This is a genomic window from Lysinibacillus sp. DFXJR4, from assembly GCF_057196045.1.
The window spans coordinates 639,437-661,301 of the sequence record NZ_JBXUNW010000001.1 but is presented as its reverse complement, the minus strand read 5'-3'; the positions used below and the strand labels follow the sequence as shown (position 1 = coordinate 661,301).

The following is a 21,865-nucleotide window of genomic DNA, read 5'->3' as shown; positions in this document are numbered from 1 at the left end:
AATTTTGCGAAAAAAGTAAATGACCGTCAATTGTAGCCTAAATACCCATTAAGAGTAGCTTTAAACGGCTTTCCCATGGGATCATTTCTATTTTCCTTTCTTCCTCCAAGCGTACTTTATTGATTTCATCATAATGGATTCCACAATTTTCACAACAGTTTTCCGGTTTTTTCTGCAATTTTTGCCCAAAATACCCGACTAGTTGTGCGCGAATACAGTCTTTTGTCTGAGTAACTTTTTTCATTTCATCAACGCCCCTATATTTTTCTACTGCCAATTGATTTAATCGTGCCTTTACCTGTTCCACACTTTCTTGTTGTAACCAAAAATCTAGCACACGATAGGCCGTTTCACTTAGCTCCCCATTTTTCAGCATTTGGGATGGTTGTAGATGTTGATTTAGTAATTCTTGATAGCGTTCGACATGACCAGAAGTCGGTAAATCTCCTGTTACAACAAATTTCGCAAGCTCCTCGTCACCTTCACTATACAGTAAAATGGCAATCGCTGGCTGACCATCACGGCCTGCACGACCTATTTCCTGCATATAGTTTTCTACATTCGCAGGCATCGTTTCATGAATAATCTGTCGAATATCTGGTTTATTAATCCCCATCCCAAAGGCATTTGTCGCCACAATCCAATCGAGTTCACCATCAATAAATTGTTGTTGGATAAACTGACGATCCTCTGCACCGTGGCCAGCATGATAAGCTGCTGTACGAATACCTGCTTGAATCAGCACCTCACAGTATTGTTCTGCACGCTTCCTTGAGGACAGATATAAGATACCTGGCCCTGCTGTTTTTTTTATATGCTGCAATATCCACTGCGCTTTATCCGCTTTATCTTCAAAGGTAACACGCCCTATATGAATATTAGGACGATCTACATCGTACATAAATTCAAATGGGTTATTTAACGACAATGTTTTAGATATATCCTTAACGACCTTTTCAGTTGCAGTTGCCGATAGGGCTAAAACTGGGGGACGATTTACCTGAGAAAACCATTGGCCTATCCGTAAATAATCCGGTCGAAAATCAAATCCCCATTGCGAAATACAATGAGCTTCGTCTACAACAATAAGACCTAGCTTTATTTGCGATAGCTTTTCCTGCACTTGCGGCTGAAGCAGCATTTCTGGTGAAGTAAAAATAAAACGATATTGCTCTAAAAAATGCAGGGCATATCGTTTTTCAGTGATAGTTAAAAAAGAGTTTAGGGCAACAACTCTCCTTTCACCAAAACGTTTTAGCTCCTCTACCTGATCTTGCATTAACGAAAGCAAGGGAGAAACAATAAGTACTGGTTTTTGCAAAATATAGCCCGATAATTGATAGCATAATGACTTCCCCATTCCAGTCGGCAATAAAGCGATCACATCTTTTTCTTGCAGAATCGCTTCAATGACCTCCTTTTGTCCGGGACGGAATGTTGTATACCCAAAATATTTCGCCAATGCTTGTTCAAGATCCATCTACACTTCTCCTTTCGCAAGGATAAGTTTTAACTGGAAATAACTCATGCCTTCAACTACTTCATGTAATGTTTTTAACTTCTTCGTTTGATATTGTTTTGAGGCTTGCCAAACCTTTTCCGCTTCCTCATAAGAGACGAAAGAACCAATCGAAAAGTTCGGTTCATACATGGCTAATTCTACTAAATGATCCTCAATGGTACTTTGTTTAAGTTTTCTTATTTGCACAATTTGCTCAATGGAATAGCCCTGCTCATATAAATATGCTGTTTGTTGTGCAGAATCGGTGATTAATGCCTTTACCCTTAATCCTTCAGCAATTTCACTAAGCAAAGGATACCCCTTTTGATGCACTTCATTTAATAATGTATGTAGAAGTTCAATAAATGCCAATTGACTATCTAAAACGGCTTCCTTACGTTCACTAGCAAGCTGCTGCCACGTCCATCCTGGTAAATTATGACCGCTTAATCGATAAAGGACAAGCTGTTTATTGGGATCTGCTTGAGGCAATTCTGCAAGTGCTCTTTCGCATTCTACTAATAATTGTTCCTGTAAATGCCGATCCTGATAATTATGCTTTAGTAAAAATGAGCGAACCCATGACTGAATCGTTACATCTCTACTGATTGGGGAAAAAGAACGTATTCCAGCATTTTGATAAGATAGGCTTTGTACAATCAAAGACAATCTTGCAAAAAAAATATGTTCATTTCCTCGATAATGCCACCCATCAAATAAAAAAGCAGGCGTTTGCTCCGCTCGCTGTAAACCGAGCTTTTTCAGGGAATAGTGACCAGATTCTTGCATATCTAACCAACTATATTGCGAAAATAACTTTACAGCATTATCAAATGTTGGTCTCGGTAGCTTTGCTAATAACCCAAAGAAAGGATGTAGCTGAAATAGCCCAATGTCTTGTATCGTCTGACCTGAGCGCTTTCCTCTTAATATATGATAAGCAGCAGAAATTGTTCTTTCGTTATTGAGCTTTTGAAAGATTTGCAATAGAATTTGATGAAACATAGACGCAAATTCCTCCAATTCCATAGTATTTATGTTGAAATGTCAGATAAACATCTTTAAAATGAGAATGAAGCTTTGTAGGAACATTGTAAAAGGAGAGAATAATAATGGCTAAATTCACAATCGTTGATAAAGATACATGCATCGCTTGTGGCGCATGCGGAGCCGCAGCACCAGACATTTATGATTATGATGATGAAGGTATTGCCTTCGTTATTTTAGATGATAACATGGGAACTGCTGAAGTTCCAGAAGATCTATTAGAAGACATGCAAGATGCTTTCGAAGGGTGTCCAACTGACTCTATTAAAGTTGCAGATGAAACATTCGAAGGTGACGCATTAAAATTCGAATAGATGAAACGTTGAAGGCATCCAAAACCGGGTGCCTTCTTATTTTAAAACGCTTTTAAAATCTTCAATTCGTCTCTAACTAAACAAGAGATGAATTTTTTTGTACCTTTTTTGTAAAATTGTGTCTCCCTGTCATCTTGTTATTGCAACCATTTTTTATGTATGATAAGATTTTAGTAGTTGGTACTAATAACAGATATTATTTCATAAAGGGGTTCTTATAAATGATGGATAATTTATTACAATTAAAAGATAAAAATATTGTGGTGATGGGTGTGGCAAATGATCGTAGTATTGCTTGGGGCATCGCAAAACGTTTATTTGATGTCGGCGCAAATGTTATTTTCACCTATCGCCAAGAACGTTCATTAAAAAAATTACAAAAGCAATTAGAAAATATCGGACAATCTAATTCATTGATTGTGCAATGTGACGTAAACAGCGATGATAGCACAAAGGCTGCCTTTGATGAAATTGGTTCAAAAGTAGGCATTATTCATGGTATTGTACACTCTGTAGCGTTTGCCAATGCAGAAGATTTACACAATCGTTTCTTAGAGACAACTCGCGATGGCTATGCATTTGCACAAGATACTAGTGCGTATTCCCTTATCTCAGCAGCAAAAGCGGCACATCCTTATATGACTGAAGGCGGTTCAATAGTAACTATGAGCTATTTAGGCGCAGAACGTGTGCTTGACGGTTACAATGTAATGGGTGTAGCGAAAGCAGCATTAGAGGCTTCTATGCGCTACCTTGCTGCAGATATCGGGAAGGATAATATTCGTGTCAATGCGATTTCAGCTGGAGCAATTCGTACACTTGCAGCAAAAGGCGTTCCTTCCTTCAACACAATTTTACACAAAATCGAAGAAACAGCTCCATTAAAGCGTAATGTTCAGCAAGACGAAGTAGCAGATATGACAATTGTGATGCTTTCTCACCTATCTCGAGGCGTTACAGGCGAAACAATTTACATCGACGCTGGCTATAATATTATGGGATAATACAAAGAAGCATGGAAAATCGTCATTGATTTTTCATGCTTCCTTTTCTTAATTTGCACGATCGAGAGTGAAATCCTTTAGCATTCACATAAGGAGAATCAACATGGACAAAAATAACAACAACACTGAAATCATTTATCTTTCTGACCCATCTGAATGCTTCATGCATCCATTTTATAATAAACAAATTGTCTTTACAGGGGCTCTTTCCACGATGATTCGTGCAGAAGCTGCGAAAAAAGTGAGGGCTTGTGGAGGGATAGTACAAGGTGCTGTTACAAAGGAGACAGATTTCGTTATTCTTGGAAAGAACCATCGAGGGTTCAGTACAAAACAATTAAAAGCCGAGCAATTGATTAGACTCGGCCTAGACATTCAAATGATTGTTGAGGATGATTTTATTTGGCTTATTTCGATGCAAAGAACTTAAAAAACCAATTTAGTTCACAATTATTAAGTGCAAAAAACCAATTTGCAGCACTTCTATTATTTTAAAACCTTTGGAGCTGGGTAATCAAAGCCCTTTGTATCCACTTCTACCTTTTTCATTCGCTGATCTTCCAATGGTTTTTCACCATCTCGTTCAACAGCAACAATCGCATCCACTGTTTCCATGCCCTCAATCACTTTCCCAAAAGCAGCATATTGACCATCAAGATGTGATGCTGTATCTACCATAATGAAAAATTGTGATCCCGCAGAATTCGGGTCATCCGAACGTGCCATTGAAATAACCCCACGTTCATGCTTCAAGTCGTTTTTAAAGCCATTAGAAGAAAACTCACCTTCTATCGAATAGTCTGGTCCACCCGTACCATTACCTGAAGGATCTCCCCCTTGAATCATAAAACCAGGAATAACGCGATGGAAAATAAGACCATCATAAAAGCCTTTGTTAACTAAAGAAATAAAATTAGCTACTGTGTTCGGTGCTGTAGAAGGCTCTAATTCGATGGTGATTTTTTCGCCATTTTCCATCGTAATTGTCACAATTGGATTTTCCTTCACTTCGGAAGAATAATCTACTTTTTCTTCCGATTCCTGTGCATTCTTACCCTCAGGTTGTCCTTGTTCTTTAGCTGCTCCGCAACCTGTCACAATAAAAGTCACTGTAAGCAACGCAAAGACAAGATAAATTCCTTTAAAACGCGTAAACATAGTATTTCCTCTCCTCTTTTTAGCTCGTCTATTTATTATACCGATTCGTTCGCTTATAACAAATAGTAACTCTTAAAACATAGCAAATATAGTTTGAATTAATAGAATAACACCTGCAGCGAATAGCATCATATTAATCAACCTTGAAAAAAGCTTTTGGTCAAGCCTATTAAAGAAAATTTGCCCTACAACTAAACCTATTAGTAAAATTGGCAATGCATACAAACTGTTAACCCAAACTGTTTTATTTGTACCTGTCATTGTTAATTGGAAGAGTAAACTAATTAGGTAAATAAAAATATAGTAGGCTAAAGTTGTAGCTCTAATCATTTCCTTACTTTTCATTGTACCTGCAAAATAAAGTAATAATGGGGGTCCAGCCATCCCAATACTTGTAGTTAACAATCCTGATAAAAAGCCTACTCCATAATCTCCTTTTGTCGTTGGTTGAATAGACCAATTTTTAATAAGTAGAATTGTTAATCCTATTAAAGTGATAGCAATAATTAATTTAAAAGTGATGATGTTGACAATTGAAAATATCACACTGCCAAATGGTGCGCCAATTAAACTACCTATTACAATTTTTTTCAATAAACTAAAATCAACATCCTGTCTGATCTTCCATATTAATGTAAATGAAATAACTAAAGATAAAAGGATATTGATTTGTATGGCTTCCTGTGGCGAAAATAGCACTAACAATAATGGCGTGGCGATAATAGAAAAGCCAAAACCTGAGCTTGTTTGCAAAATCGAGGCAAACAAGATAATTAAAAAAAAGATAATAAGTTCGAACAAAATAGCACCTCACAATCAATAATTCCTAGTGATCCACTGCTATATGTTGTTTTTTAATAAAGCCCTTTAATAAAAAAGATAGGAAGCAGGCAACGGCTAAAAATACAGCAATCATCGTAATAACACCTATCCAGCCGAAATGCATCCAAAATATGCCTCCTACTGTCCCTCCAACACTAGAGCCAAAATAATAGAAAAATAAATAAAGTGAGGAGGCTTGTGCTTTATCATGAGTGGCTCTTTTACTGACCCATCCGCTAGCAATCGAGTGTGCCGCAAAGAAGCCAAATGTAAAAATGATAATGCCAATAATCTTCAAACTCAGAAGGCTATGTAATGTAAGGATGGCCCCTATCAGCATAATAGCAATTGACAATAGCAGCATTTTTTGACGTCCATATCGATCAGCTAAACCACCGAACCAAGCAGAACTGAATGTACCGACTAAGTAAATAATAAATATCCACCCAACAATTGTAGCACTTAAATTATAGGGCGATGCCATTAATTTAAAGCCTATATAGTTATACAGCGTAACAAAGCTTCCCATTAAAACAAAGCTAATGCCGAACAAACAAAGCATTGATGGGTCCTTTAAATGTTGTAAAAGTGAGGTCGTTAATGCTTTTATTTGCAATGATCGAGCCGTAAAATGCTTGGAATTCGGCAGCATCCAGACAAATATCAGACTAATGAGTAGACTAATTATACCAAGTACAATCATGCCCACCTGCCAATTATAAAGATCCGTTAATGTTCCGATAATAACCCGTCCACTAAGTCCCCCAACTGAGTTTCCACTTATGTACAAGCCCATAGCCACACCTAAACTAGATGGGTCGATTTCCTCTCCTAAATATGCCATGGCAATAGCAGGCAAACCCGCAAAAACGACTCCCTGTAATACTCGGAGCACTAAAATCATTTCAAAATTAGGTGAAAAGGCAAGAGCTAGGGTAAGGATCGATGCAGCAAAAATTGAAATAGTCATTAATGATTTTCTTCCCCAAGCTTCAGACAATGAGCCAACAATAATCATGCTGATAGATAGTGCAAAGGTAGTCACTGATAGCGATAAGCTCGCAACGGCTGGTGATACATGAAACTCCGCTGCAAACGTTGGCAGTAAAGGCTGCGTTATATAGAGGTTGGCAAAGGTAATAAAGCCTGCTAAAAATAAAGCCCAATTTGCTTTATGAAACGCCTTTGTCCCCTTTTGAATAAAGTCCATGTGTCTCGCTCCTTAACATACAAACCAATAATACTATTTATTCTAATACAATTTTCATTAAAACACACGATAGACCGTCAAAAAATCGACAAATTTATTTCTATTTTTATTTTTATTGTTATATTTTATTTGACATTTTCACTATAAATAATTTCTCTATTTTTCTTAATAAAAAATTTGGATTTAGTATTTTGAGTTGGCAATTATTGTGCTACAGTGAAAGTAATCATCTAGCTATCATTGTCAAAATGAGCCGATGACTAGACTATTTTCGTTGCACAGACTTGGAGGAATTTTTATGAAAATTATTGAAGCACTATCCCTTTCAGTACCGTATATCCACCTTGCATTAAAAGAAGAAGCAATTGTAGCTGTTGTTGAAAAAGAAAGTCAAATAGTTGTGAAATATTTAGCAGGCAAGCGAGTAGATTCAGGCTATAAAGATGGTCAAAAAGTAAATACAAACGACCAAAATGTTTTCATTGCTTTTAATGGTCAAAATGCGGATGTTGTGATACCAGAGGATGTGTACGGCGTTGCCATCAATGCTTTTTCATTCCCAATTCGTGAAAATGGTAAAGTCGTAGGTGCTCTTGCATTTGGGCTGCCAATCGACAATGAACTTAAACTCGAAGATTATATGAGCACAATGGATACTATCGTGAACAGTTTACAGGACAAAGTACATACAATTGCCTCACATTCTGAAGAGTTAGCTGCTACAAGCGAAGAAATTAACAAACAAGCACAGCATGCCCTTGAGGATTCTGAGAAAACAAATGAAGTCACTGATTTAATAAAGAGCATCTCACGCCAAACGAATTTACTTGGCTTAAATGCATCCATTGAGGCTGCTCGTGCTGGTCAGCATGGCGCTGGCTTTAACATTGTGGCACAGGAAGTTAGAAAGCTTTCCTTCGAAACCTCTAGCGCCACTGAAAACATAGAAGCATCGTTAAGAAACATCAATCGGAATCTCGAAAATCTGAAACAAAATATGGGGCAAATCAATGATGCTACCAATGAGCAGGCCCAGCTTGTTCAGGATTTCAGTGAAATTATTGAAGAGTTATCAGTTCTTAGTCATGAAATGAAGAACTTTATGCACGATGCCTTAAAATAACAATGAGATGAAAGTTATTGATTATTAAAATCAAACCAAATTTATACTTACGTACTATTACCCTAGAAGATACAAATGTCGTTTTCGAATTAACGGACAAATCCCGCTCCTATTTACGTGAATGGTTACCATGGCTGGATTTCACCAAAGAAGTCGCTGATACATCAGCCTATATTGAAGGGTGTATAAAGGGGCAGGAAGCACAGACCAGCCATTCGTTTGTTATTGTTTTTCAGGATGAAATTGTTGGAATTGCAGGCTTTAATACCATCAATCCTAGTAATAAAATTGCGGCAATTGGCTATTGGCTCAGTGAAGGGGCGCAAGGACATGGAATTATGACGAATACCGTTAAGGCTTTACTACAATATGCATTTGTTGTTTTACAGCTCAATAAAGTTGAAATTCGTGCTGCTGAGGGTAATGCGAAAAGCCGCGCTATTCCTGAACGACTAGGCTTTACTGCGGAAGGTACGATTCGTGCTGCAGAATGGCTTTACGATCATTATGTAAACCATGTTGTTTATGGAATGCTCGCAAGTGAATGGCAGGAGAAAAAGTAGCCACTTGAGCTTATACTACCAGGGTATATCATAAAAAAACTCAAACAAGCATAACCCCGTTCTACATTTAGGACGGGGTTAAAAATATAGTTATTAAAAATCCAAAGATTTATAGATTGACTCTTTTATATATTTATTCTGGAACGCTTATACATATTCATAGTAACAAAATAGCTAACAACGATAATCCCAGCAAACAGCAATAGTATATTACTATACAAATAGGCAGGTGGCTCAGCATTTAGAGGTAATAATTTTCGATTTAGCAAACGTACCGATAATAATCCACCTACAATTGCAATGCCTATTCCTTCTGATAAAAAGCTTGCGAAATTAAGCAAACTCATACCAGCACCAGCTTCCTTTTGTTCCAAACTGCTTGCAACAATGGTTGATATAACTGTTTTCGTAAAAGAAAGCCCCCCAAAAACAAAAATAACTATAATTGTGATAAGCAATGGTGTCGTTTCTATAAAAAGGGCAGCTGCTATAAAACTGATAGCAAGAAATGCACTTCCAGTAGTTAACACAAATAAAGAACCTTTTTTATCTACAAGCAATCCCCCTATATAACCGAAAACAATAACACTCATTGCCCCAGGAAAAATAATCCCACTTCCGATTGCAACAGTACTTAAATGATACACATCTTTCATCATATAAGGAACCATTGAAATAAATCCGGCTACAGTTCCAAATATTAGTCCTCCACAAACAATTCCAATCATAAATGAGATATTTCTGCCTAGCGCAGGATCAACAAAAGGATTAGATACTCTTCTAATATTTTGAACAAATAGTAGGAAAAAGATTAAGCTAACGATTAAAAAGGAAATTTTATAAAATGTTGTAAACATCATAAAAAATACAATCCCCAAGGACATAAATAGTATGCCTACATTATCCAAAGAGGCTTTTATTACCTCTTCCTGTTTCAATAATTGTGCAAGGAATGGGACTGAGATAATCGTCACAATTGGCAAAAGCAGTATATAAGACCAATGGATATATTCAGCAATTGCTCCACCAATAAATGGCCCTACACCTTCTCCCATAGCTACAATGGACCCAATAAGACCAAATGCCTTTCCCCTATTTTCCTTTGGAATATAGCGGGCAACAACAACCATTACAAGTGCTGGAAATGCAGCGGCACCGGTTCCTTGTATTAACCTAGCCAAAATAAGTACCGGAAATAGAGAATGTCCAACAAACCCGATAACCGATCCAATGCAGTTTATTATAATCCCAAATAGTAGTAGCTTTTTAATGCCTAGCTGATCCGATAGTTTTCCATATACCGCCGTCCCTATGGAAAAAGTCAATATAAACGCTGTATTTATCCAGTTAATACTTGCTGGTTCCTTATGAAAATCTCTAGCAATATCAGGTAATGAAACATTCAATACCATTTCATTTAAAACACTGAAAAAAGAAAGAACACAGAGCCATAATAAAATTTGATTATGATGCAAATTTATCTGTGAATGAGATGTATTCACATTTTACCCTCCATTAATGAGGGTAGACGTAGTTTATAGGGTTATTGATACGCTTTCCCTCTCTAAATATACCCAATTATCTTTATTCCACTTCATATAAACCCCTCCTAAATATGATTCATATATTTTACCATATATGTTACAATTTTTAACCCAGATTTTTTGCGTAAATGACTGACTTTTTTTAAACCTACTTTATCACTTTACAATAAAGACCTGATGACTATAGTCATCAGGTCTCTATTTCTCATTATTGCTCGACGGTTTCCTTCTCTTCTTCTTGCTCAGCTATAATAGGTGCCTGCTTTTTTTCTAAGCCAGCTGCAATTTGCTCTAGCTCCGGACGCAATGTATGCTTACCTGCATAGCTTTCAATAAGCTCCTTAACGTCAATCCCTGATGTTTCCTTTAAGGATTCTTGTAATGTGGACATAAGGTTTGTTGCATAGGCAGTTACTTTGTTCGCGCCACCGCCGCCTTCTCCACCACCAGTATCGACAACCGTAATCTTATCAATATTGCCAAGAGGACTTGCAAGCTCCTTCGCATATTCCGGCATCATGCGCACAATCATATCTAAGACTGCCGCTTGACCATAGTATTCAAAGGCCTCAGCAATTTTGCGTTTTGCCTCAGCTTCTGCAAGACCACGTAGACGAATAATTTCCGCATCCGTTTCCCCTTTTGCACGCTCTGCATCCGCTTTTGCAAGACCGTCCAGACGTATTTTCTCCGCCTCGGCCTGCGCTAATGATTCAATTCGGTATTTCTCTGCATCAGCCTGTGCAAGCTCACGCATTTTTTCGGCAGCTGCGTTTTGCTCAACAGCATAACGATCCGCATCAGCCTTTTTCTTCACTTCTGAATCGTATTGCTTTTCACGACGTAAAATCTCTTTTTCCTCTAATTCAATTTGCTTTTGACGTTCAATAATGCGAATTTGCATTTCCTGCTCTGTTACTTCCTGCTTTGCACGTGCCGTCTCTAGCTCATACGCTTGGTCCGCTCGGGCTTTTGCGATATCCTGCTCACGACGGAACTCAGCTACTTTTAATTGATTTTCTTTTTCCGCTTCAGCAATTTCTGTGGCACGCTCAAGCTCTGCCTTTTGTGCTTCTTTCGATGCCTCGGCACGCTTAATACGTGTCTCTTTTTCTGCATCTGCAGTCGCAATATCTGCATCACGCTTAACTTGGGCAATACGAGGCTTACCAAGCGATTCCAAATAACCATTTTTATCACGTACATCCTTAATCGTAAAGGAGACGATTGTCAGCCCCATCTTTGCTAAGTCTTGGGATGCAACACGTTGTACCTCCTGAGAAAATTTATCACGATTCTTATAAATCTCCTCCACTGTCATTGAGCCTAAAATGGAGCGTAAATGCCCTTCTAATACCTCACGTGCTTCATTTTCACGCTCATCTTTTTGCTTTCCTAAAAATTGCTCAGCTGCAGTTGCAATTTCAGAAATGGACCCACCGATTTTAATAATAGCAGTTCCATCAGCCATCACCGGTACACCCTGCTCCGTATATACTTCAGGTGTAGTTACATCTAGCTTACTAGATAATAAGCTTAATGGCTGTGCTTGCTGGAAAATTGGAAATACAAATGTACCGCCACCACGAATTATTTTAATACGATTTCCTGACTCATCCTTATGTACATTTTTTGAGCCAAGATAGCTACCTGTTACAATCAGTGCTTCATCAGGACCCGCTGTTCGATACTTTGTCACATACAGTGCCACAAGTGCAATTAAAATAAAAGCTACAATACCTATCACAATTAAAATTTCCATGGACATATAAATATCTCTCCTTTAGACAAATTTCTTCTCATAGGATCTTACAAAAAGTGTGCCTTCCTTGACCTCTACAACAAGTACCGTTGTATCATAGTCGATTGCCTCATTGTCATAGCCAGTTGCTCGCTTAGAAATCATACCACTTGCTGTTTCAATGACAACCTCTCCAAAGCCGTCACTTGGAATTGGGACAATAACCTTCCCAAGCTGACCACCAAGCGATTCTTCTGTATAGGCTAACGAAACATCCGCTGATCTGAGCGGAACTAGAACGAATAAATAAAATAATGCACTTAAAATAGCTCCGATGATAGCAGCCGCAAAAATATTCCAAACGCTAGGGAAAAAGGCTAACTTTTCTAAAATAAATCCTGCTGCTGACATCAACGTAATGAAAGATAGAATGACACTTGGATTAAAAATCGGTAGACCCTCACCGATGCCCTCAACAGCATCACCAAAAAACATAAATAATAGCGTTGCAAGGCCTGCGAAGATTAATACCACTAAAAAGATTTGCTCGAGTGAATAGCCAAATAGCGTCAAGTTGTTCACCCCTTTTCATTGTATTACCTACTATACGGATGTACGCTTTCAAAAGTTTCATAATTTTTCTCATTTTTCTAATAAAAGAAAAGGAGCATACAATATTATGCTCCTCATGATATGTATTAAATGTATGTACTATTAGTTTATTATGCGTAATTGCACGTCATGTCTGCCATATTGAACAGAAATCTCTTCAGATTCCACGAGTATATCAAGTCGATGCCCTTTGATTGCACCACCTTTATCCGCAGCAATGGCCTTAAAGTTTTCATTAGGTGTTTTAATTTCAACAATCGTTCCTAATGGGATAATGGCGGGGTCCACAGCAACAATTCGCAGCTCCTTAAAATAGATGGTCCTCTGTACATTAATCCCTGTAGCAGTAATGCCGCTACATCCCCTACAATCTCTACCGTAGTAAGTAGCGTGAAATTTTAACCATTTATGCTCTTGTAAACTATTATTGTTTAGCTTTAGTCGCTCTTTTCGAATTTCCTGTTCCCGCATTATTCGATTTTGCTCTAGTTGCCTTTGATGATTTTCCTGTCTGATCCTTTCAGCTTCCCTTTGAATCATTTTAAATGCATGCTCAAGATTGCTTTTTGGTGTATTCTGAAGAATCGTTTCCAAATCTAATTTCTTATCAATTTCGCCTTGGCATAATTGCGTCCGGGTTTTGAATTGTGCTTGCACAATTCCTTCCTTTGAAAATCCGTGACATCCTCCAGAGGCTTTATCTTCATTCAGTAGGCGTTTGGACACCCACTGAAAAGGAACCAAAACAGCATTCATCTCACCACCAAGGTGGGAATCTTCTTCTGAATGAAGATAAACGATATCTTCTCTGGTTTGTTCTAACATAAAAAATGATAGGAGGAAGCTAAAGCATACTATCAAAACTACTTTATATTCATTCATAAGATCTCCAACTATATTTTTAATTATTGAATATGTATTTTTCATAGTTACTAAGTATGTATAATTTCTCAAATCTCTAGTGCATTCATTTTCTCTAAAAATGACTCAATAATTCTTATCGCTTCCCACTCCAGATAATCCATTTCCTTTGCAATCGTTAAATTCAAATCCCCCATCTCCTTATAAGCTAATGCCATCGCAAGACAATCAACCTTGAAACCCTTTGTATGTTCATTCTTAACAGTACTCATTTAACTCATTCCCTTCATTAAATGATGCATAGTATGATAAACTATGTTGTTTTTTTATTGATTGCTAACAAAAGGTCATCTAGCTGCCTAAGCTTTGATTCACTATCTGACTCAGTAGCTAATAGAGCTTGATCACGCTTCGATTGTAATTCCATAAATGTTAATTCAATTAATCTAATAGAATCCATCAATTCCAATTGAAGCTTTTTACACTTATTGATACATTCCTTTACATTTGTTTCATTTTCGAATACTTTTCCTTGATTGATCATACTAAAAACTTCCCCAAAATCTTTCATTACCTGTTTCATCTCCGTTAAAATTATTTTCTCCATATTTATCTCTCCTTTGTATTTTTTAATTAATTTATCTAAATAGTTTTAGCAAAAGGCTCTATGCGTAGTTATGAATTATTTTTTGAATGACTTTTTCCTTATAGTTTGTCAACGTACAATTTTTCATCTTACTGATGGAAACAATTGCAAGAGCTTCTGCCTCTAACATGCTAATTCTTCCCCTCGATTGCTCGACAATCTCAGATGCTAATTCTTTCATTAAATGCTTGTCCAAGCGTAACACCTCATTTTTTAGATTTCTCCCAACGTTGCTCTTTATAACCTTTCGAGAATTTTATAGGCAGGGTAGTGTTTATCTAAATATTCTTTAAGACTTCTCAAAGATGTGATCGTTTTATCAATAATAGATTTTCGTTGTATTCCATTGTATAAATAAATAATATTTTGAAATTCGACAACATAATAAATACTTTCCTGATCTGCATCTAATTGCACTAAGCTGTCAAAATGGATTTCCCAATTGGGTGATTTTTTATAAATAAATTTTTTATCCCCTATCTCCTTTATTAATTGATCCTCCTCCTCCGTTTGTTTATCCATAAGTATTAAACTAGTTACTGAACTATCCATACATTGACATTCGAGAGCATGTCCTCCTTCATCATTTAAAATTACATTCGTTATACCGCCGTAGAAATCTCTCATTAGCTCTTCGGAGATATCTCGATCATTGTAAAGCACTAATTCTATTACTGCCGTTGTTTCTCTTACATTCATTTACATCCCCCTTTAAAATTGTGCGGACCGACTCCATACAAAATTAGCTTGTTTTCATTCTATCACGAACATCTGTTCGTTTTCAAGTTTATTTTTAGAGAAATATTTACAATTATTTAGAATGGATATTCTATGAAAATAAAAAAAACTGGTATTAACCAGTTCTAAACGTCCATTATTATCTGTCCATAATTTGTATTTATAAAATCTAGGTCTATTTTGTGCCGAAGTATAGAAAAACTAACGTACTGGTTATTTTTATCCACATACCCAGTATCATATTTACTTGCAACCTTCTCTAATATTTCTTTATTGACGACTTTCATCTCATTCTGGCGGACCAATTCCCAAATATACCACATCATCCCTGATGCCTGAATTGTACTTGCAATTAAATTATGATTATCAAAAATTACTTTCGCTAAATCCAATGCTCTATTGCCAAAGGATGCCCTTAATTGGATATCCTCACTCTTTGCATTTGCCTTCTTAAAAATGTAGGTACTATCGGAAAAATATTTTTGTCCCTGTTTTGGCTTCTTACTTGTAGAGGAAATCTTATCTAATTTTTCTAGCCTCCAATAGAGCTCATCGGAAATTTCAATAACCCTTCTATAGCCCTTATTATTCGTCAGCTTTGCCAAGTATACCCCATTGCTATTTTCTAAATCAGCCATTTTTAAATTTAAGATTTCACTGTAGCCTTCCCCCTTAATTCCCTCAAATAAACAGAGAAGAAATACAGCATGTCTTTGATCATCAAACAGGTTCATATAGCTAAACAATTGCTCTCTAGTATAGCGAATAATGGCTGCTTTATAGACAAATGTACTGCAATAGTCCATAGTAATGCTGGTAGGAAGCCGTTGCGAACGATTATTCGTATAGCCATTGGCAATTGCCCATTCTATATATCTGATGATAAAACCAATTGATGCACTTAAAGATTGTGGACTAGGCGATTTCAAGCTGTAAAATAATTCTTCAAGCTCTACCTTATTCATATCAAATATATCTTTATTTTTTTGATTTTCGAGTACGGTTGCTTTATTAAACAATGATAAATAAGTAGTTAAACTGTTTTCTTGGATGTCTAATGAAGTTAAATACCATTCTTTAATATCTTTATTAAAAACATTATCTTTAAGGATCATTTTTTACACCTCATTCTTTTAGTAAATGATGAAATACTGTTTGAATTTTAGTTCTGCTACGCGCGCTCATGCTGCCATATTTAAGAATTCCAATTTCCTCCCATAATGGATTATCCATTGAAAAATCGATTTTATTGAGATATTGACGTAAATTATCAAACGGAATTGTATGCTCAAACATTCTTGCCGCTAATTCAATATGGCCTATAAACATTCTACTTTTAAACATTAAAGAGTTTTTATCTGATAAATTTGATTTATAATAGGCGAAAAGATACATCATATAATCATTTATCACCTTCGCAACCTCGATGACTTCTAGACGATTCTCTAGTTGGAAGCTATGATCGATGGCATCCGACAATTCCGAGAAAGTAACAACTTCCCCATATGAATATTTAACATTTGAATTGGAGGTAATTCTTCCCTTTAATTCACCATCCGCTTTTAATTCAATCACAACCTCATCCGCTAATTTATCTTTTGCTAGCTCCCGTAATCTCGGTTTAGGAATTGGATTGGCTTTTGCCATATCGACCTGAACTCTTTTACATTGTGCCTCTGTCATATTCGAAAAAATTACAATCATATTCCCTTCCAAATCAACCTTCTTCATATAGGCATTATAGATAGAGAATGTTCGATGCGCACCATCTAAAACATCTATTTGTGTGCCCTCTAACAATGTGAGCGATTTTTCTCTTTCATCATAAATTAATTCAACTCCATCTTCCCCAGTACCAACCTTGGCATTATAGCGTAGTGTAGAAGTTATTAAATCACCATCTAAGGTTTGCTTTTCAATCTCGCGCAAAGATTTTGGATTTAAATTCATAACCTCTATTATTTCGTTTTTAACTTTCTTCTTTTTTGCCTGTCGCTGAATATTGGGATTATACATGGTAATCCCACTCATCCACAGCTTACCGATGATTGAATTAGGGATGATTGCAACATATTCATTGTGCCCTGATTTTATAACGTTCTCGAAAGTATATGGTAAAGTGATAAGCTCATCATAAGGTGATTCTTTTATGTATAATCTCAGCTCTTTAATTTCTGAAGGATTGAGCCATTCTTTGATCCAGTCTTGGTCACTATCTGCAAATTTTAAATGAAGCTGCTCACCAAGCAATAATAATTCCTCCAGCTGTGCCTCTATTAGTTTATTGTGATCATTTATCAGTTCAATAATATTGCCTAAGCTTATGTTATATTTATTAAGCTGTATGGCAATCTCATCTAAAATCCCATTATGTTGCACTAACAGAGGAATTCTAGCTTTTATTTGTTCAACTAATAATTCTTTCGTTTTGCCAACTCTCACCTCTACACGCTCCCTTATTTTTGACTATAGTCAATAGTAGCATAAGCAATTTTAATTTGTAAATTTTTAAATTATTTCATTTAAATTAATTCTCAAAATTTAATAGATAAATTAATTTAAAATATTGATTTATTTTTAAACTGAATTATAATAGGCTAAAGTATAAAAATAAAGGGGGATGTAGTAATGGCTTATCAAACTTATAAGGATACAAAGTATAGACAACTTGTGTTATCAGATGTAATCGTTATTAAAGAACTATTAACTTTTAGAGGCTCTATTGATGATACCAGCTTAAATCAAGGGGCATGTGCGACCAATTCATTGAAATTAAACACAGAAGTTATTAGCCTATTTGCCGATTTAGATGAATTAATTAAAAAGTCCTTAAATAAAGAACAAATTAAATTACTTCATTATATTGCTAAAGACTATTCCTACTATACTATAGGTAAAATTTTGGGAATACCTGTTAAAACAGTAGGAAGTAAATTTAACACGATTTGTTTACGAATAAAACAAGAAAACGATCGACAATGGCGCAAAGCTACCTATATTAACAAGTTGCATTTAAAAACAAAAAGCTGTAGTAAATGCAAAGATATCCTCCCTGCGACAGATGAATTTTTTAGTGTCAATAGCAGCAGTAAAGATCTTCTCCATTCACAATGCAAAAAATGTAAAAAATAGACCTGGGCGAAAAAGGTGGATTTTACCCTGCACTAGCCAACCTAATAGGTAGAAGGAGAAATAATATGAAATTACAATTACCTAGTTTAATCATTGAATTGCGAATGGAGCTTCCTATTGAAGACAGAGTTCAATACATACAAACGCTTTTAGAAAAAGAAAAAGTGGTTTACCGAGGGAAAGAGATCACATTAGATGACTATTTCAGCATAACTGCTCAAACCTATCATACTACTATTATTTTAGACATGCTTGCCTATTACATAACAAAAGGATATTTTACTAGGGATGAACTTTTACTAGAACAAGAAAATTTAGCGTATATAAAAGAAGCAAAAAAGCGTCATAAAAGAAGCAGGCAAATTACGAAACTATTAAGAAACCATAATACGCCCCATCGTTTACAGGATAATTACGTGCTTTCTCATCATAAGCTGAAAGAGATGGCAAAAGGCTCTAGCAGACATAACACATTTTCAGGTATCTCCTATTTTGAAGCGATTAGCTTTGGGATTGAAGATGTGGAAGAGGATTTTACCTAATAAATGAATTAATACAAAATATGAAATTTTCTAATGGGGCTGTTCAGTTTACAGCCCCATAATGAAGGTTTCATATAATATAGAGGATCAATAAGAAGTAGATCTCATTTGACTAACTTCTATTAATACATGAAAGAAGGTGATGCCGATTGTATGTTTAAACTAATGTAAAAAATACATATTCTATTGTTATTTTCTATATTGAAACCTTCGAAAATAGCACTCTTCTTTAGGAGGATAAAGGAGAATGAAAATTGTAAAAACAATAAATGAATTTTATCACTTATTAGTAAATGATGAGAAGCTCCTCCGTTTACTATACTACATGCCCAAAGATACAGAGGATGATCCTCTCGATCCTTTAAAAATGAATGTCTCACAATTACCTGAGAAAGATCATATTCTTCAAAATGTACTAGTTATCGGTGATAAAACAAATGATTTAGCGTTGGAAACCAATACTTGTAGAATTTGTTTCTACACAGGTTCACGTATACCTCAAAAAAATTATCTAAAAAGCATCAATCAATTTACGGATAACCCATATTCAAGCACCCAGCAATATATCTTTGATATTTATACCCCTGCTTCTGCCAACAATATTGATTTTCGACTAGATTGGCTTGGTGAAGTACTAAATGAGGTATTGTTTCAGGAGGACATTGAGGAATTTGGGGATTTAAGATTCCATAGCGGACTCCCAATAACAACTGTTCCAAATGGCTTTGTTGGTTATCGTTGGACCTACATCATGCCTTCTGGTCAACAGCCTATGGGATTTAAATCATGAATATGGTCACAAAAAAGGCGTTTGGCAAACCAATTACATATAAAGGGTTATCTATCTACCCTGTAAAAATGAAGGATGCAGATGAATTTTATGAGGCTGTACAGTGCTTACTTTTACCTAAAAACGACTTTCAGCAGCCAGAAATTGTTAGAATGTCTTACTTATTGTTTTTGCTTACGATGGCGCAGAACGAGGACGGCTATATCCTACTTGAAAAATTAATTGCCTTATATCGTCTAGTCTTTAAAACTGAGGACATACAAATTTCAATCAATGAAAAAGGTATGGTCTTGATAACAGTCAATGGCATTTCATTGCATGAGCGTGATTTTGATAAGATTAAAACTTTAATTAGTGAGCAAAATCTAATTGATTTAGAGGATGAATTTATTGATCCAGATACAAAAAAGGCCATTCAAGAAGCACGGGCATTTATGACAAAAAGAAAAACAAAGCAGGCAGACTTAGAGCAGCAAATAATAGCTTACCATTGTAAATCTGGACTCCCCTACCATGAAATTGAACAATTAACGCTTTACCAATTCCATAAAGGATTAATTCGAATGGACTATATGGTAAGCAGTGATGCCATTCTCAACGCTCGATACTCGGGCATGGTTGAATTTAAAAATGAGCATGAGCTTCCTCATTGGCTAAGTCATATCGAGGAGCCAAAGAAAAATGAGGATGTTATTATCACAAAATCAGCATTTGATCAACAAATGAAAAAACTGGGGCTTGCCTCTAGTTAAAATAAAAAACAATTACAAAAAGGACGGTAATCTTTTATGACACAACAAAATCAATTTTTAACTTCAGTAGCAAATGTTCGTTTATTCGATCGCTTAACAGATGAATTAATTTTAAATGGTAAAACATTACTAAATTCATCCATGACACAGGCTATTCAAACTCAGGCCATCCATGCTGGAAAAGGCTCTAAAAAGGTATATGAACTGAACTATCAAAAAGAACTAACATTCTCTATTGAAGATGCTGCTTTCGATACAGCATATATCGCCTTACAAAACGGTACAGAAATCAACCATCAACTAGCTGAGTACTACACTGACGAAATTATTTTACTTGATGCCAATGGTAAAGGAACGCTTGCCGAAACACCTATTGGTCAGGTTCATGTTGAGCAGCTTAACGGCACATTCACACAATATGCGCCTGCTGGCAAAGAGATTACGGTTCCTGCACTAGCAGGTAAGGAAGTACAGGTGGTCTATGCTGTTCAGGAGATGATGGATACAATTGAAATCTCTGCTGATTCCTTCCCTAAGGCTGTACGTATGGAATTAAATGTAGATATCCGTTCGAATAATGGTAAAACAGGTGAAGTTATTATTGAAGTGCCAAACTTCAAGCCGAATGGTGCCGTTGAAATTTCAATGACACATGAGGGTGTAGCATCTTCTTCTCTAGCAGGTAGCTCACTTGCAGATAAAAAAGGAAACTATGCATATATTAAGCTTCGAAATTTATCTGAGGAAAAAGTACAATTTACTGCTCTAGCTGCAAATCCATCACGTCTAGTTCTAGATTCTGCTGTTGCCGGTGATTCTCAACGTATTTCAGTATTAGGTATTCGTGGTGCAGGCTATAGCAATGTACTTTTACAAAATAGTGATTTAACGTGGACATCAAAAGCCCCATCAATTGCAAGTGTTAATGCAGATGGTGTCGTAACGTTAGGTGCCTCCGCAAAAGCAAATGATCAAACAATGATCGAAGTAACCGATGGAACATTCGTTGAAACTATTGCCGTAGATATTATTTAAATAAATTAATGTAAAATGGGTAGAGATTAAATTCTCTACCCTTTCTATTGAACATAAAAGGAGCTTAAAAATGACAAAACGTGAAACAAAATTAACGTTAGCGGATATTCAAAAAAGTGCTGATGCCATAAATAAGAAGCAAAAGTTTTATATCGATAAAGAACAAGGAAAGTTCATCTATTACTATCCAAAGTTTAGTAAACGTAAAATTACGATATTGATCAATGATTTAGCGAATTCGCTGGAATATGCTCAGCAACATAAGCTGGAATATTTTGAAAATGATTATGAGTTAAATAATTATATCTTCTTTTTAATCATTAAGCATTTTACGGATTTACAAAGTGAATTAAAGGATAAACCCATTGAAACGCATTTTGCCACGATGAATTATCTCGTGGATATTGGCTGGTACGACATATTTTTAACAAAAATGTTCACCATGCAGGAAATCTCCAATGCATTAGAGGAAATTAATAAACGATTGCACTTAAGCATTAAATTTTTAGAAATGGAAAAAGAGTACTTCAATATTTTACAAGCAACTGCTGCTAAGGACACCGAAGGAACTTCAGATGATTTTTAGCCTCTGCCCATAAATAGTTAAAATTTTGAACTACTCCCCTACCTTCTTTGGGTGGGTATTTGAATATTTTAGGATATTTACTGTTTTATACAACAATAAAGAAAGATGAATCGATCACTGCCTTGTATTGATCGATTATCTAAA

General features: G+C 35.9%; 26 protein-coding genes. 11 read left to right on the top strand and 15 right to left on the bottom strand.

Annotation, left to right across the window (positions count from 1 at the left end):
- Positions 1-37 precede the first annotated feature (37 nt).
- Together AC2CGN_RS03350 and AC2CGN_RS03345 are read right to left on the bottom strand one after the other, a co-directional pair.
- A complete protein-coding gene (locus tag AC2CGN_RS03350) occupies positions 38-1,480 on the bottom strand; it encodes a RecQ family ATP-dependent DNA helicase (protein WP_484512146.1) in 1,443 nt (480 codons plus the stop codon).
- Complete coding sequence (locus AC2CGN_RS03345; RefSeq protein WP_484512144.1) at positions 1,481-2,506, bottom strand: YpbB family protein; 1,026 nt, start codon at positions 2,504-2,506, stop codon at positions 1,481-1,483.
- Positions 2,507-2,613: 107 nt separating this feature from the next.
- On the opposite strand from AC2CGN_RS03345, the gene AC2CGN_RS03340 reads away from it, so the two are divergent.
- From AC2CGN_RS03340 to AC2CGN_RS03330, 3 genes are all read left to right on the top strand, one after another.
- Positions 2,614-2,862: a ferredoxin gene (locus AC2CGN_RS03340; RefSeq protein WP_054771236.1), complete on the top strand. Its 249-nt coding sequence runs from the start codon at positions 2,614-2,616 to the stop codon at positions 2,860-2,862.
- Positions 2,863-3,083: 221 nt separating this feature from the next.
- On the top strand, positions 3,084-3,866 hold the full coding sequence (locus AC2CGN_RS03335; RefSeq protein WP_283871506.1) for an enoyl-ACP reductase FabI: 783 nt from the start codon (positions 3,084-3,086) through the stop codon (positions 3,864-3,866).
- 103 nt (positions 3,867-3,969) lie between these two features.
- Positions 3,970-4,296 (top strand): BRCT domain-containing protein, encoded by a 327-nt coding sequence (locus AC2CGN_RS03330; protein WP_484512141.1) that lies wholly within the window; start codon positions 3,970-3,972, stop codon positions 4,294-4,296.
- A gap of 56 nt (positions 4,297-4,352) precedes the next feature.
- On the opposite strand, the gene AC2CGN_RS03325 is transcribed toward AC2CGN_RS03330, so the two are convergent.
- The 3 genes from AC2CGN_RS03325 to AC2CGN_RS03315 all read right to left on the bottom strand — a co-directional run bounded on the left by AC2CGN_RS03325 (position 4,353) and on the right by AC2CGN_RS03315 (position 7,056).
- A complete protein-coding gene (locus AC2CGN_RS03325) occupies positions 4,353-5,024 on the bottom strand; it encodes a peptidylprolyl isomerase (RefSeq protein ID WP_484512140.1) in 672 nt (223 codons plus the stop codon).
- Positions 5,025-5,096: 72 nt separating this feature from the next.
- Entirely contained in the window at positions 5,097-5,825 is a 729-nt protein-coding gene (locus AC2CGN_RS03320) for a sulfite exporter TauE/SafE family protein (RefSeq protein WP_429981028.1), read from the bottom strand.
- A 25-nt stretch (positions 5,826-5,850) separates the two neighbouring features.
- Complete coding sequence (locus AC2CGN_RS03315; protein WP_484512138.1) at positions 5,851-7,056, bottom strand: MFS transporter; 1,206 nt, start codon at positions 7,054-7,056, stop codon at positions 5,851-5,853.
- Between the two features lie 298 nt (positions 7,057-7,354).
- Here AC2CGN_RS03315 and AC2CGN_RS03310 point away from each other — a divergent pair, with 298 nt between their 5' ends.
- Entirely contained in the window at positions 7,355-8,179 is an 825-nt protein-coding gene (locus AC2CGN_RS03310) for a methyl-accepting chemotaxis protein (protein ID WP_283871501.1), read from the top strand.
- Between the two features lie 17 nt (positions 8,180-8,196).
- Complete coding sequence (locus AC2CGN_RS03305) at positions 8,197-8,742, top strand: GNAT family N-acetyltransferase (RefSeq protein ID WP_429984806.1); 546 nt, start codon at positions 8,197-8,199, stop codon at positions 8,740-8,742.
- Between the two features lie 125 nt (positions 8,743-8,867).
- On the opposite strand, the gene tet is transcribed toward AC2CGN_RS03305, so the two are convergent.
- The 10 genes from tet to AC2CGN_RS03255 form a co-directional block, all read right to left on the bottom strand.
- Positions 8,868-10,244 carry a Tet(L)/Tet(K)/Tet(45) family tetracycline efflux MFS transporter gene (gene tet / locus AC2CGN_RS03300; RefSeq protein WP_429990634.1) on the bottom strand — a complete coding sequence of 459 codons (1,377 nt, stop codon included), beginning with the start codon at positions 10,242-10,244 and terminating at the stop codon, positions 8,868-8,870.
- 250 nt (positions 10,245-10,494) lie between these two features.
- Positions 10,495-12,054, bottom strand: coding sequence for a flotillin lipid rafts scaffold protein FloT (gene floT / locus AC2CGN_RS03295; RefSeq protein ID WP_429981024.1), 1,560 nt, complete (start codon positions 12,052-12,054; stop codon positions 10,495-10,497).
- Between the two features lie 15 nt (positions 12,055-12,069).
- The gene (locus tag AC2CGN_RS03290) at positions 12,070-12,600 is read right to left on the bottom strand and encodes an NfeD family membrane protein (RefSeq protein ID WP_283871497.1); all 531 of its coding nucleotides are present in this window, start codon (positions 12,598-12,600) and stop codon (positions 12,070-12,072) included.
- 141 nt (positions 12,601-12,741) lie between these two features.
- Positions 12,742-13,464: a 3D domain-containing protein gene (locus AC2CGN_RS03285; RefSeq protein ID WP_484512133.1), complete on the bottom strand. Its 723-nt coding sequence runs from the start codon at positions 13,462-13,464 to the stop codon at positions 12,742-12,744.
- 125 nt (positions 13,465-13,589) lie between these two features.
- Positions 13,590-13,772 carry a hypothetical protein gene (locus AC2CGN_RS03280; protein ID WP_054771232.1) on the bottom strand — a complete coding sequence of 61 codons (183 nt, stop codon included), beginning with the start codon at positions 13,770-13,772 and terminating at the stop codon, positions 13,590-13,592.
- Between the two features lie 41 nt (positions 13,773-13,813).
- Positions 13,814-14,107 carry a restriction endonuclease subunit S domain-containing protein gene (locus AC2CGN_RS03275; protein ID WP_286924010.1) on the bottom strand — a complete coding sequence of 98 codons (294 nt, stop codon included), beginning with the start codon at positions 14,105-14,107 and terminating at the stop codon, positions 13,814-13,816.
- A 58-nt stretch (positions 14,108-14,165) separates the two neighbouring features.
- On the bottom strand, positions 14,166-14,342 hold the full coding sequence (locus tag AC2CGN_RS03270; protein WP_484512131.1) for a hypothetical protein: 177 nt from the start codon (positions 14,340-14,342) through the stop codon (positions 14,166-14,168).
- Between the two features lie 41 nt (positions 14,343-14,383).
- Complete coding sequence (locus tag AC2CGN_RS03265; protein ID WP_484512129.1) at positions 14,384-14,845, bottom strand: hypothetical protein; 462 nt, start codon at positions 14,843-14,845, stop codon at positions 14,384-14,386.
- A 164-nt stretch (positions 14,846-15,009) separates the two neighbouring features.
- Positions 15,010-15,999 (bottom strand): phage lytic cycle repressor MrpR family protein, encoded by a 990-nt coding sequence (locus AC2CGN_RS03260; RefSeq protein WP_429981018.1) that lies wholly within the window; start codon positions 15,997-15,999, stop codon positions 15,010-15,012.
- Positions 16,000-16,009: 10 nt separating this feature from the next.
- Entirely contained in the window at positions 16,010-17,326 is a 1,317-nt protein-coding gene (locus AC2CGN_RS03255) for a ParB N-terminal domain-containing protein (RefSeq protein ID WP_484512127.1), read from the bottom strand.
- A 186-nt stretch (positions 17,327-17,512) separates the two neighbouring features.
- Here AC2CGN_RS03255 and AC2CGN_RS03250 point away from each other — a divergent pair, with 186 nt between their 5' ends.
- The 6 genes from AC2CGN_RS03250 to AC2CGN_RS03225 all read left to right on the top strand — a co-directional run bounded on the left by AC2CGN_RS03250 (position 17,513) and on the right by AC2CGN_RS03225 (position 21,721).
- A complete protein-coding gene (locus tag AC2CGN_RS03250; protein WP_286924015.1) occupies positions 17,513-18,016 on the top strand; it encodes a hypothetical protein in 504 nt (167 codons plus the stop codon).
- 65 nt (positions 18,017-18,081) lie between these two features.
- Positions 18,082-18,558, top strand: a complete 477-nt coding sequence (locus AC2CGN_RS03245) for a hypothetical protein (protein ID WP_429984799.1) — start codon at positions 18,082-18,084, stop codon at positions 18,556-18,558.
- Positions 18,559-18,805: 247 nt separating this feature from the next.
- A complete protein-coding gene (locus AC2CGN_RS03240) occupies positions 18,806-19,348 on the top strand; it encodes a hypothetical protein (RefSeq protein WP_283871488.1) in 543 nt (180 codons plus the stop codon).
- A complete protein-coding gene (locus AC2CGN_RS03235) occupies positions 19,345-20,100 on the top strand; it encodes a hypothetical protein (protein ID WP_464526787.1) in 756 nt (251 codons plus the stop codon). Before AC2CGN_RS03240 ends, AC2CGN_RS03235 begins: the two co-directional genes overlap by 4 nt.
- 36 nt (positions 20,101-20,136) lie before the next feature.
- Positions 20,137-21,135: a hypothetical protein gene (locus AC2CGN_RS03230; RefSeq protein ID WP_429981014.1), complete on the top strand. Its 999-nt coding sequence runs from the start codon at positions 20,137-20,139 to the stop codon at positions 21,133-21,135.
- A 70-nt stretch (positions 21,136-21,205) separates the two neighbouring features.
- Entirely contained in the window at positions 21,206-21,721 is a 516-nt protein-coding gene (locus tag AC2CGN_RS03225; RefSeq protein WP_283871485.1) for a hypothetical protein, read from the top strand.
- Positions 21,722-21,865 lie beyond the last annotated feature (144 nt).

Excerpts from the sequence above, each read along its gene's own strand:
- AC2CGN_RS03345 (WP_484512144.1), bottom strand. The coding sequence starts at position 2,506 with ATGTTTCATCAAATTCTATTGCAAATCTTTCAAAAGCTCAATAACGAA.
- AC2CGN_RS03230 (WP_429981014.1), top strand. The coding sequence starts at position 20,137 with ATGACACAACAAAATCAATTTTTAACTTCAGTAGCAAATGTTCGTTTA.
- AC2CGN_RS03330 (WP_484512141.1), top strand. The coding sequence starts at position 3,970 with ATGGACAAAAATAACAACAACACTGAAATCATTTATCTTTCTGACCCA.
- AC2CGN_RS03245 (WP_429984799.1), top strand. The coding sequence starts at position 18,082 with ATGAAATTACAATTACCTAGTTTAATCATTGAATTGCGAATGGAGCTT.
- AC2CGN_RS03350 (WP_484512146.1), bottom strand. The coding sequence starts at position 1,480 with ATGGATCTTGAACAAGCATTGGCGAAATATTTTGGGTATACAACATTC.
- floT (WP_429981024.1), bottom strand. The coding sequence starts at position 12,054 with ATGTCCATGGAAATTTTAATTGTGATAGGTATTGTAGCTTTTATTTTA.
- AC2CGN_RS03285 (WP_484512133.1), bottom strand. The coding sequence starts at position 13,464 with ATGTTAGAACAAACCAGAGAAGATATCGTTTATCTTCATTCAGAAGAA.
- AC2CGN_RS03225 (WP_283871485.1), top strand. The coding sequence starts at position 21,206 with ATGACAAAACGTGAAACAAAATTAACGTTAGCGGATATTCAAAAAAGT.
- AC2CGN_RS03240 (WP_283871488.1), top strand. The coding sequence starts at position 18,806 with ATGAAAATTGTAAAAACAATAAATGAATTTTATCACTTATTAGTAAAT.
- AC2CGN_RS03265 (WP_484512129.1), bottom strand. The coding sequence starts at position 14,845 with ATGAATGTAAGAGAAACAACGGCAGTAATAGAATTAGTGCTTTACAAT.
- AC2CGN_RS03340 (WP_054771236.1), top strand. The coding sequence starts at position 2,614 with ATGGCTAAATTCACAATCGTTGATAAAGATACATGCATCGCTTGTGGC.
- AC2CGN_RS03250 (WP_286924015.1), top strand. The coding sequence starts at position 17,513 with ATGGCTTATCAAACTTATAAGGATACAAAGTATAGACAACTTGTGTTA.
- AC2CGN_RS03235 (WP_464526787.1), top strand. The coding sequence starts at position 19,345 with ATGAATATGGTCACAAAAAAGGCGTTTGGCAAACCAATTACATATAAA.
- AC2CGN_RS03260 (WP_429981018.1), bottom strand. The coding sequence starts at position 15,999 with ATGATCCTTAAAGATAATGTTTTTAATAAAGATATTAAAGAATGGTAT.
- AC2CGN_RS03325 (WP_484512140.1), bottom strand. The coding sequence starts at position 5,024 with ATGTTTACGCGTTTTAAAGGAATTTATCTTGTCTTTGCGTTGCTTACA.
- AC2CGN_RS03275 (WP_286924010.1), bottom strand. The coding sequence starts at position 14,107 with ATGGAGAAAATAATTTTAACGGAGATGAAACAGGTAATGAAAGATTTT.
- AC2CGN_RS03280 (WP_054771232.1), bottom strand. The coding sequence starts at position 13,772 with ATGAGTACTGTTAAGAATGAACATACAAAGGGTTTCAAGGTTGATTGT.
- AC2CGN_RS03315 (WP_484512138.1), bottom strand. The coding sequence starts at position 7,056 with ATGGACTTTATTCAAAAGGGGACAAAGGCGTTTCATAAAGCAAATTGG.
- AC2CGN_RS03310 (WP_283871501.1), top strand. The coding sequence starts at position 7,355 with ATGAAAATTATTGAAGCACTATCCCTTTCAGTACCGTATATCCACCTT.
- AC2CGN_RS03335 (WP_283871506.1), top strand. The coding sequence starts at position 3,084 with ATGATGGATAATTTATTACAATTAAAAGATAAAAATATTGTGGTGATG.